At 74.2% G+C, this 9,583-nt stretch carries 8 protein-coding genes; 6 read left to right on the forward strand and 2 right to left on the reverse strand.

The window, feature by feature from the left end; all coding sequences use genetic code 11:
• Window positions 1–41: 41 nt before the first annotated feature.
• Window positions 42–773, reverse strand: coding sequence for a maleylpyruvate isomerase family mycothiol-dependent enzyme (locus tag ACFRQN_RS16665; protein WP_380740989.1), 732 nt, complete (start codon window positions 771–773; stop codon window positions 42–44).
• Between the two features lie 318 nt (window positions 774–1,091).
• Here ACFRQN_RS16665 and ACFRQN_RS16670 point away from each other — a divergent pair, with 318 nt between their 5' ends.
• From ACFRQN_RS16670 to ACFRQN_RS16680, 3 genes are all read left to right on the forward strand, one after another.
• A complete protein-coding gene (locus ACFRQN_RS16670) occupies window positions 1,092–2,132 on the forward strand; it encodes a DUF1702 family protein (protein ID WP_380740990.1) in 1,041 nt (346 codons plus the stop codon).
• An 88-nt stretch (window positions 2,133–2,220) separates the two neighbouring features.
• Entirely contained in the window at window positions 2,221–3,195 is a 975-nt protein-coding gene (locus ACFRQN_RS16675; RefSeq protein WP_380740991.1) for a DUF1702 family protein, read from the forward strand.
• Window positions 3,196–3,197: 2 nt separating this feature from the next.
• The gene (locus tag ACFRQN_RS16680) at window positions 3,198–4,556 is read left to right on the forward strand and encodes a cytochrome P450 (protein ID WP_375872997.1); all 1,359 of its coding nucleotides are present in this window, start codon (window positions 3,198–3,200) and stop codon (window positions 4,554–4,556) included.
• A gap of 119 nt (window positions 4,557–4,675) precedes the next feature.
• Here the strand turns inward: ACFRQN_RS16680 and ACFRQN_RS16685 are convergent, their stop codons facing one another.
• Window positions 4,676–5,467, reverse strand: a complete 792-nt coding sequence (locus tag ACFRQN_RS16685) for a helix-turn-helix transcriptional regulator (RefSeq protein WP_234348608.1) — start codon at window positions 5,465–5,467, stop codon at window positions 4,676–4,678.
• A gap of 578 nt (window positions 5,468–6,045) precedes the next feature.
• Between ACFRQN_RS16685 and ACFRQN_RS16690 the strand changes: the two genes are divergently transcribed.
• The 3 genes from ACFRQN_RS16690 (at window position 6,046) to ACFRQN_RS16700 (ending at window position 9,499) form a co-directional block, all read left to right on the forward strand.
• A complete protein-coding gene (locus tag ACFRQN_RS16690) occupies window positions 6,046–6,576 on the forward strand; it encodes a DUF5987 family protein (RefSeq protein WP_380740992.1) in 531 nt (176 codons plus the stop codon).
• Entirely contained in the window at window positions 6,573–8,228 is a 1,656-nt protein-coding gene (locus tag ACFRQN_RS16695) for an FAD-dependent oxidoreductase (protein WP_380740993.1), read from the forward strand. The genes ACFRQN_RS16690 and ACFRQN_RS16695 overlap by 4 nt, the downstream gene beginning before the upstream one ends.
• Window positions 8,229–8,431: 203 nt before the next feature.
• Window positions 8,432–9,499, forward strand: coding sequence for a carboxymuconolactone decarboxylase family protein (locus tag ACFRQN_RS16700; RefSeq protein ID WP_074002825.1), 1,068 nt, complete (start codon window positions 8,432–8,434; stop codon window positions 9,497–9,499).
• The last annotated feature ends 84 nt before the right edge of the window (window positions 9,500–9,583 follow it).

A 9,583-nucleotide genomic window follows, 5' to 3' on the forward strand; every position in this document is an offset into this window, starting at 1 on the left:
CCGCTCGGGCGGCGCCACGGAGCCGTTCCGCGGTCCGGGCGCTACCACGCGGCGACGGCGGCCTCCACGGGCCGCTCCGGCGGCCGGAACGGCCCCCAGGTGAACGCGGGCAGCCAGGCCTCCGGCGCGGTGCTCCAGGCCAGGCCGGAGACCTGCCCGACCGTCCGCCGGCCGGTGAGCGAACGGAGCAGGTCGTGGCGGTGCCCCTGGAGGACGGCGGCCGGCTCGCCGTCACCGGCCTGCCACTCGGCGCCCGCCGTCCGGATGCGCAGCGCCGGAAGCCCGTGGGAGCGCACCGAGTTGGCGAAGCCCCGGACGACCAGGTCCAGGGCCGAGGGGTACGACGGCTGGTCCGCGACCACCGGCGCCCGGAGCGCGCCGCGCAGGTCGAGCTCGTGGGTGAACGCGTCCATCATCATCATGGTGTGCCGCAGCTGCGGCGTGTCCGAGAGCACCCGCTCCACCGGGCCGTCCAACCGCGACCACTCCTCGAGCAGGCCGGCCAGGCCGGTGCCGGACTCGGCGTGCGGCACCTCCCACAGGTTGCCGGGCGCGTCGGCGGCCACCGTCCGGCAGACCTCGACCAGGTGGCCGAGCAGGTCCAGGACGGTCCACCCGGGACAGGCGGGGACCGGGACGCCGGCCGCCCCGGGCCGGGCGGCGAGCAGCAGTTCGGTGATGTTCCGCCGGGACCGGCGGTAGGCCACCCAGTCGGGCGCCCGGTCCCAGAGCGGCTCGGGCGGGGCCTCGTCCTGCTGGTGACGCGTGTTCATGCGCGCACTCCTTCGATGGGACGGCCTGGACGGGGAACGGACCCGACGGCGCCGGGGACCAGCTCCCGCACGGCCCCATTCCACCGCGCCGCCGGGGATTTCGACAACACGGTCCGCGGCACCCCCGGGCGCGGTTTCCGAGGCCTTTCGACGGCCTGGCCGAGGAAACCTCAGGTGAGGAAAGGCCGCTTCGTGAAAGGGAGTTCGGGTAGCGACGGTCATCCGGCCGAAAAGAACGCAACCGCGGAGATGCGGCCGCCCCCGCCGCCCCCGGAGCATGGAGGGGCCGTCATTCAGGACGCTGGGCTGGGAGGGATCGTGCCGACGACCTTCGGATCATTGCGCCGACTGGTGCTGACACCGTCACTGGCCTCGGTGGCCTTCGCCGGAAGGGGCTTCCCGGTGACCCCCACGGCCGCCACCGAACGCCTGGAGGCGGTGCCCCAGGCGGTGGTCTGCGGCTTCGAGTGGGGCATCGACGCCCGCAGTCAGTGGGAGGTCGAGCGCCGGCTGCGCCTGGTCGACCCGGAGCAGCGCGGATTCGCCTACGAGGGCGCCACGATGGCCTTCACCGTCCTGGACGCGACGGGCCGGGGCAGCCGCACCCGCGACCTGCTGGCCGGGCCGGGGCAGCCGCACATCTTCCTGGCGTACATCGGCATCGGCTTCGCCATGGCGCGCCTGCCGCGGCCGCTGTGGCGCAAGGTGCTGCCGGACCTGGCCGGGACGCCGTACCACCCGACGATGAGCTGGCTGGCGGTCGACGGGTACGGCTTCGACCTCGCCTACTTCGGCACCCGGCGCTGGGTGGACGAGCAGCGCGAGGTGAAGCCGTACCCGTGGCAGGGCGCGCCGGAGTACTTCCGGCGGGCCGTCGACCAGGGCATCGGGCGGGCGCTGTGGTTCATCCACGGCGGGGTGCCGGAGCAGGTGGCCGTCGCGGTGCGGAGGTTCCGCGCCGACCGGCGGGCCGACCTGTGGAGCGGGGTGGGACTGGCCGCGACCTTCGCCGGCGGCGCCACGGCGGACGGCCTGGCCGTCCTGCGCGGGGAGGCGGGGGAGCACCGGGCGGAGCTCGCCCAGGGTTCGGTGTTCGCCGCGAAGGCGCGCGCGTACGCGGGCTTCGTGCCCGCGCACTGCGAGGCCGCCGCCACGGCCCTGACCGGCCTGTCGGTCGACGGGGCCGCGAAGCTGGCCGACGACTGCGCGGTGGACGAGCCCGCCGCGGCCGGCCGTGCCCAGGGCGCCGCCGCCGGACCGCCGGCGTACGAGCTGTGGCGGGCCAACGTGCGGACGCACTTCCGTGCCGCCGGGCAGCCGGACCGGCCCCGGCCGCCCGCGGCGGCCCCCGCGAACTGAGCAGGTGCGGAGAAGCCCCGCCGGAGCCGGCCGGGCACCATCCGCGTGGCAGCGCACCGACGTGAGGAAGACCTGAGAGGAGAATGGCGTGCCCAGTGCATGGCGAACGCTCCGACGACGCGTTCTCACCCCGAGCACCTCGGAGACCCTACTGGAGAAGCGCGGCTTCCACCGGAAGTCACCGGACGCCCAGCACCTGCTGGAGTCGGTCGGCGGGCGGTTCCTGGAGGGCTACGCGTACGCGATGGAGGCCCGGGACCCGGCGGCGGCGGAGCTCCGCCTGGAGGGCGTTCCGGCCCCGTTCCGCGGATTCGCCTACGAGGGCGCCGGCATGGGCTTCGCCGTGCTCGACGGGCTGCCGCTGTCCGGCCGCGGCTCGGTGGGGCGCTTCCTCGCCGGGCGGGGCGCGGACCACGTCTACATGGTCTATGTCGGGATCGGCTGGGCGATGGCCCGGCTGCCGAGGTTCCGCTGGCCGGACGTCGACGGGCTCGACCCGCTGCTGCGCTGGCTCGTGCTCGACGGGTACGGCTTCCACCAGGCGTACTTCCGTACCGCCCGGTACGTCCACGAGCAGTACCGCGAGCCGGCCTTCCCCTGGCCGGCCGGTGACACGCCGTCGTACGCCGGCCGCGCGATCGACCAGGGCATCGGCCGGGCCCTGTGGTTCGTCGGCGGCACCGACGCGGACCTGGTCGCGACCATGATCGAGAAGTTCCCGGAGTCCCGGTGGTCCGACCTCTACAGCGGGGCCGGACTGGCGGCCACCTACGCCGGGGGCGCGGACGAGGCGGAGCTGCGGGCGTTCCGGGACCGGGCCGGACCGCACCGGGCCATCGTCGCGCAGGGCAGCGCGTTCGCGGCCGAGGCCCGGCTGCGGGCCGGTCTGCTGGTCCCGCACACGGAACTGGCGACCCGGGTCCTCTGCGGCATGGGACCGGAGGAGGCGGCCAGGGTCACCCGGGACGTCCGGCCGGCCGGGCCGGTGCCGGGCGCGCTGCCCGCGTACGAGGTGTGGCGCCGGGCCGTCGCCGACCGCCTGGCGAACGACGGGGGGTGCTAGCCGTGCCCGCGACCCGCCGGGTGCCGCCCGGCCCGCCGCGCCGGGCCGCTCCGGTCCTGCTGCGCAGGCTGGTGGGGGACCGGCTGGAGCTGATGCGCTCCGCCGCGCGGGAGTACGGCGACGCGGTCCGGATCTCCATCGGCCCCAAGACGCTCTACTTCTTCAACCACCCCGAGCACGCCAAGCACGTGCTCGCGGACAACGCGGCCAACTACCACAAGGGAATCGGCCTGGTGCAGGCCCGACGGGCCCTCGGCAACGGCCTGTTGACCAGCGAGGGCGAGCTCTGGCGCAAGCAGCGCCGGCAGATCCAGCCCGCCTTCCAGCACAAGCGGATCGCCCGGCAGGCCGGGGTCGTCGCGGAGGAGGCGGTCAAGCTGGTCGGCCGGCTGCGGGCGCACGAGGGCGGCGGGCCCGTCGACGTGGTCCACGAGGTGACGGCGCTCACCCTCGGGGTGCTCGGCCGCACGCTGCTGGACGTCGACCTCGGCGCCTTCGAGGCGGTCGGCCACGACTTCGAGGCCGTGCAGGACCAGGCGATGTTCGACATGGTCACCATGGGCGCGGTGCCCTCCTGGGTGCCGCTCGCCAAGCAGCTGCGCTTCCGGCGGGCCCGGCAGGACCTGCAGCGGGTGGTCGACCGGCTGGTCGCGGACCGGACCGCCCGCGACGGCGGGCGGAGCACGGGCGACGACGCGCTGTCCCGGCTGATCACGGCCACCGCGGAGGAGCCCGACCCCCGGGTCGGCCGGCAGCGGATGCGCGACGAACTGGTCACCCTGCTGCTCGCCGGCCACGAGACCACGGCGAGCACCCTCGGCTGGACCTTCCACCTGATCGACCGGCACCCCGAGGTGCGGGAGCGGCTGCACGCCGAGGCCGTCGAGGTGCTCGGCGACCGGCTGCCCGAGTTCGAGGACCTGCACCGCCTCCGGTACACCTCCAGGGTGGTGGACGAGGTCATGCGGCTCTACCCGCCGGTGTGGATCCTCCCGCGGCAGGCGCAGGCGGACGACGAGGTGGGCGGCTACCACGTGCCGGCCGGCGCCGACGTCCTGATCTGCCCGTACACCCTGCACCGCCACCCCCGCTTCTGGGACGCGCCCGAGCAGTTCGACCCGGAGCGCTTCGACCCGGACCGGGCCACGGACCGGCCGCGCTACGCCTACATCCCGTTCGGGGCGGGGCCGCGCTTCTGCGTCGGCAACCACCTCGGGCTGCTGGAGGCCGTCTTCACGATCGCCGTGGTGGCCCGGGACCTCCGGCTGGTCAAGGTGCCCGGCCACCGGGTGACGCCCGAGCCGATGCTGTCGCTGCGGGTGGCCGGCGGCCTGCCGATGACCGTGCACCCGGCCGGCTGAGGCCCGCACCCTCCGTCGCGGCCCGGATCCCCCCGCAGAGGACCTCCGCGGGGGGATCCGGGCCGTAAGGACCTCGCCGTCCGTCGGGTCTTCACCGTCCTGTCGGGGCGGGCGGCGGCTCAGGCGCTGTCGGCCCGGGGGGCCTCGGCGACCTGGGACAGCTCGTTGAACGCCGTCGACCGCACGTCCAGCAGCGCCAGCAGGACCGGTGGGTCCAGGGCCCGGATCGGGCGCAGCCGCAGTTCCATCGGCAGCAGCGGCACGTCCGGCCGCACCTCGATCGGTCCGACCGATCCCACCGAGACCTCGCCGTCGCCGGTCAGCACCTCGTCGAAGGAGACGGGGACGGAGTGCGCCAGCAGGTACCAGGTGCCGCTCGGCACCCGGTCGAGCAGGAAGGCCCCGGGACGGGGGAGGACGCAACAGGCGGCCGGCCGTCCCTCCGGGATCCGGGTCGGGAAGAGTCCGACGAACACCCGGCCGAGGTCCCCCGCGACCGAGGCCCGGATCTCGCCCCGGAACGTCGAGAGTTCCGCGCCGCGGCCCCGGCCGTGTAAGTCGACCTCGATCCGGGGAGTGAAGCCCCGGAGCTGACGGAACATCGTGGGGGAGGCGCCGACGCTGCTGGTGAACCGGGAGCTGAACGTGCCGACGCTGTTGTACCCGACCCGGTGGCTGATCTCCGTCACGGTGAACGTCGTCTCGATGAGGAGGCGTTTCGCGGTCTCCAGGCGTATGGCGGAGAGGAATCGCCGTGGCGAGACCCCGGTCATCCGTTGGAACTCACGGGAGAAATGGAATTTGCTGTACATGGCCGCCTGCGCCATATCGTCTATGGTCAGCAGCTCGCCGATGTTCTCGTGCATGGTCTCGATGGCCCGGGTCACGGCTTGCTCGATGGCAGATTTCATGATCGACTCCAGGTTCTCTGCTGTACATGCGAATGAACAGAAATTCCGCCCGTGCGATGGTCGGGTACGAAAGTCGCGGCCGTGGTTTCCGGGCCGGCGGTCAGAGAGGCCATGGCATGCGAAGGCGTCCCCCGCCGGAAAGGGGAGGACGAAAGGGGGCCGCCGCCATAACGAGAGACGACGTTATCAGTTGGTGCATGACAAGTGCAATGGCGCGTTGGCACATTCCGTTGGCATGTCTGAAAGTTGAGATGCCGGGGGGGTTCGTATGTTTGAACCCGATTGTCAAGGGCGATTGCCGGAACGGGCGGGATCGGGTGCGCACCACCGCCGACCCGCGGTGGGGGATGGTGCGCCCACGGGTCAACGCCGCCGCGCGGCCGCCGGGTTGAGGCCACCGAAGCCGATCAACGCTCCTCAGCAACGCAGGAGATGCGGAGGTGGAGGTATTGCCCGGACGATGCCAAAGTCGCGTATGCGAATCGGGGTCGGCCGGTGCGTCGGGCCCGTTTTTTCGACGACCACCTGAGGAGATGCCGGTGGGCTCGCGTATCCCAGATCAGCAGGATTACCGCACCATGACGCTCGAGGCGTTCGCGGACACGATCGTCCCGGGGGAGAAGCGCTCCCCCGACGACCGGGCCGTGGCCGGCGCCTCGACCGGAGGCGGCGCGGTGCAGGCAGGCGCCATCGAACTGCTGGAGACGCCCGCGACCGGGCTCTCGAACGCCCTGGACGACTACGAGCAGGCGCTCAACCGCCACGCCCGCGCCTACGCGCAGGAGCACGGCCGGCCGCTCGACGACGCGGTGCCGCCGTTCGTCGCCCTTCCGTTCGCGGACCGCACCGGCCTGGTGCGGACGCTGACCGGCCCGGACCACCCGGAGCGCGAACTGTGGGTCCTGCTGGCGCTGTTCAGCAACATGGCCTACGACACCGCCGCCCACCTGCACACCGCGGACGCGATCGCGGCGGGCCACCCCGGTCTCACGGCGATGGGGTTCATGGACCCGGACGCCGATGGCCTGTGGCGGTTCTCCGACTTCTCGTACCGGCGGCAGCTGGCCGAACCCCACCCGGGCACCACGTCCACAGGGAGCCCCGCATGACGAGCACCGAGAGCACCGACGTCCTGATCGTCGGCAGCGGCTTCGGCGGCGCCATCGCCGCCTACCACCTGGCGGCCGGCGGCGCGCGGGTCACCGTGCTGGAGCGCGGCCCGTGGCTGGAGGCGCCCGACTTCGAGCACGACTTCCTGCTCGGGTCCTCGTACACCCGCATCTTCGACTTCGTGGTCGGCGACGGCATGAGCCTGCTCGGCGGGAACTGCGTCGGGGGCGGCAGCGTGGTGTACTTCGCCGCGATGCCGCGCGCGCCCCGGTTCGCCTTCGAGCGCCGCGGCGGCATCGGCCGCCGGATGTGGCCGGCGGCCATCACCAGGGACACCCTCGACCCCTGGTACGACCGGGTGGCCGAGGCGCTGCCGATCACCCAGCAGGACTGGAACGACGTCACCTACGCGGGCGGCCTGTTCGCCGCCGCCTGCGACCACGCGGGGCGCACCGCCAACCCCGTCCCGGCCGCCATCGACCGGGCGAAGTGCACCAACTGCAACTGGATGATGTCCGGTTGCCGCTTCGACGCGAAGCGGTCGCTGCTGCTGAACTACCTGCCCGCCGCGCTCGCGCACGGGGCCGAGATCCGGCCGTTGCACGAGGTGCAGCGGCTCTCCCGGACGGACGGCGGCGGCTACCGGGTGCACTACGAGGTCGTTGACGACACGGACTACCGGGTGCACGTCGGCAGCGGCACGATCGACGCGAAGATCGTCGTGCTCGCGGCCGGCGCCGGCGCCACCCCGGTGATCCTCCAGCGCTCCGAGGCGGACCTCGGCACGATGCCCTCCGCCGTCGGCCGCTACTTCTCCGGCAACGGGGAGCGCCTCAACACGGCCGTCGTCGACGAGGACCGGGCCCGCGACCTGCTCGGGCTCAAGCGCTCCGACGGCCTGGCGTTCGGGGCCAACCAGATCGGCAAGGGGCCGGTCGTGGCGAGCTGGGACAACCTCGACGGCTCGCTCCCGGAGCACTCGCGGTTCTCCCTGGAACAGCTCTACTTCCCGCCCGGGTTCGGCACCATCCTGGCGCAGGTGCCCGACGCGACCGGCCCCGGCTGGTTCGGTGTGGAGAAGAAGGAGATGGTCCGGCGGTGGCAGTCCTGGCTGACCGTCTTCACCATGGTCGAGGACGACAACGAGGGCGTCTTCGGCCCGCCGCCGGCCACCGGCAACGCGGACCGGATCTCCCAGCAGATGCTCGGGCGCGGACCGATCAGGTACCGGCCGACCGAGAACACCCTGCGCGGCTGGGCCGAGTCGGACGCCGTGGTGAAGGACATCCTGGAGCGCGACGGCCTGGCCCGCGTCATGCCGTGGACCAACGACCTGGTGGGCGCCTACACCGTGCACCCGCTGGCGTCCTGCCGGATCGGCGACGACCCGGGGACCTCGGCGCTCGACGACCGGCACGAACTCCGCGACCACCCGGGCATCTTCGTCACCGACGGCTCCGCCGTCCCGGGAGCGCTCACCGTCAACCCCGCGCTGACCATCTCCGCGCTCGCCGAACGCGCGGTCCCCGGCATCGTGCGCGCAGCGCGGGAGCGCGGCGTGAACGTCCGGTACGGCGCGCCCTCGCCGGACGGCGGGACCAGCGGACGGCGCGGGGTGCGGACGCAACTGCCCGGCCTGACGCGGCCTTAGGGCGTGTCTGACCATTGGCGTCGGATCAGGGCGCGGCGTTGGGGTGCGTGCATCGCAAGGCGGAGGAGGGAGCCACTGCGGAGCATTGGCGACCGACGACAACGCGGCGAGGTGCGTGCCCCGGCGTCGCGCACCCGGCGGGAATTGTCAGACACGTCCCAAGTGCGCCACGGCGACAGATCGAGCCAGAGAGGAGGAGACCGATGGTGATACCGCTGCTGCGGCCGGCCCTGCGGCCGCTGGCGCAGATCCGCCGGGTCGCCCCGGTCCGCCCGGCCGACGCGGGGAAGGAGGTGGCCCGGGTCTACGCCGAGGTCGAGCGGGAGTTCGGCCTGCTCGCACCGCCGATCGGCCTGCACGCGCCCTCGCCGGCGGTGCTCGCCGCCTCGTGGGTGATGCTCCGGGAGACCCTGCTCGCCGCCGGGCGGGTCGACCGGGCGCTCAAGGAGGCGGTGGCCGTCGCCGTGTCGGAGGCCAACGCCTGCCCGTTCTGCACCGAGGTGCACGGCGCGACGCTGGCAGCGCTGCGGCCCGGACCGGGGGCGTCCGCCGGGGCCAGGGCGGCGGCGGGGAGGGAGCGGGAGGTGGCCGACTGGCTCCGGGAGACCGGGGACGGCGCGGGCGGCCGGGGTGCGCGACCGCCGTTCCCCGCGGACCGGGTGCCCGAACTGGTCGGCGTGGCGGTCACCTTCCACTACCTGAACCGCATGGTCAACCTGTTCCTGGAGGAGAGCCCGCTCCCGGCCGGCCTCCCGGCGCCCGCGCGGTCGGCGGCGACGGCCGTGCTCGGCCGGCTGATGCGCCGCAGCGCGCGCGGCACCCCGCCGGCTGGCGCCTCGCTGGACCTGCTGCCCTCCGCGCCGCTGCCGGCGGACCTGCGGTGGGCGGCGGGCACCCCGAGCATCGCCGGCGCGTTCGCGCGGGCCGCCGCCGCGATCGACGAGGCGGGGGCCCGCTCGGTGCCGGACGGCGTCCGGCGGCTGGTGACGGCCGGACTCGCCGGGTGGGACGGCGGGCCGCCCGGGACCGGCCGCGCCTGGGTCGAGGACGAGGTGTCGGCCCTGCCCGAGGAGCAGCGCCCGGCGGGCCGGCTGGCGCTGCTGGTCGCCAAGGCCTCGTACCGGGTCGACGACGGTCTCGTCGCCGAGTTCCGGCGCGGCCGGCCCGGCGACGCCGCGCTGGTCGAGCTCGCCTCCTGGGCCGCCCTGGCGGCGGCCCGGGAGCTGGGCGCCAGGCTGGGGGAGCGCGCTCTGACGGGCGGTCACGGCTGACACCGAAGCCGCCCGCGGCACTCCGGACGCACCGAGGCCCCCGCCCCGCGGCGGGGGCCCCGGTGCGTTCACGGCCGTCGGCTC

This window comes from Kitasatospora sp. NPDC056800, assembly GCF_042789775.1.
Lineage (GTDB): Bacteria > Actinomycetota > Actinomycetes > Streptomycetales > Streptomycetaceae > Kitasatospora.

Excerpts from the sequence above, each read along its gene's own strand:
- ACFRQN_RS16685 (WP_234348608.1), bottom strand. The coding sequence starts at position 5,467 with ATGAAATCTGCCATCGAGCAAGCCGTGACCCGGGCCATCGAGACCATG.
- ACFRQN_RS16665 (WP_380740989.1), bottom strand. The coding sequence starts at position 773 with ATGAACACGCGTCACCAGCAGGACGAGGCCCCGCCCGAGCCGCTCTGG.
- ACFRQN_RS16695 (WP_380740993.1), top strand. The coding sequence starts at position 6,573 with ATGACGAGCACCGAGAGCACCGACGTCCTGATCGTCGGCAGCGGCTTC.
- ACFRQN_RS16700 (WP_074002825.1), top strand. The coding sequence starts at position 8,432 with ATGGTGATACCGCTGCTGCGGCCGGCCCTGCGGCCGCTGGCGCAGATC.
- ACFRQN_RS16690 (WP_380740992.1), top strand. The coding sequence starts at position 6,046 with ATGACGCTCGAGGCGTTCGCGGACACGATCGTCCCGGGGGAGAAGCGC.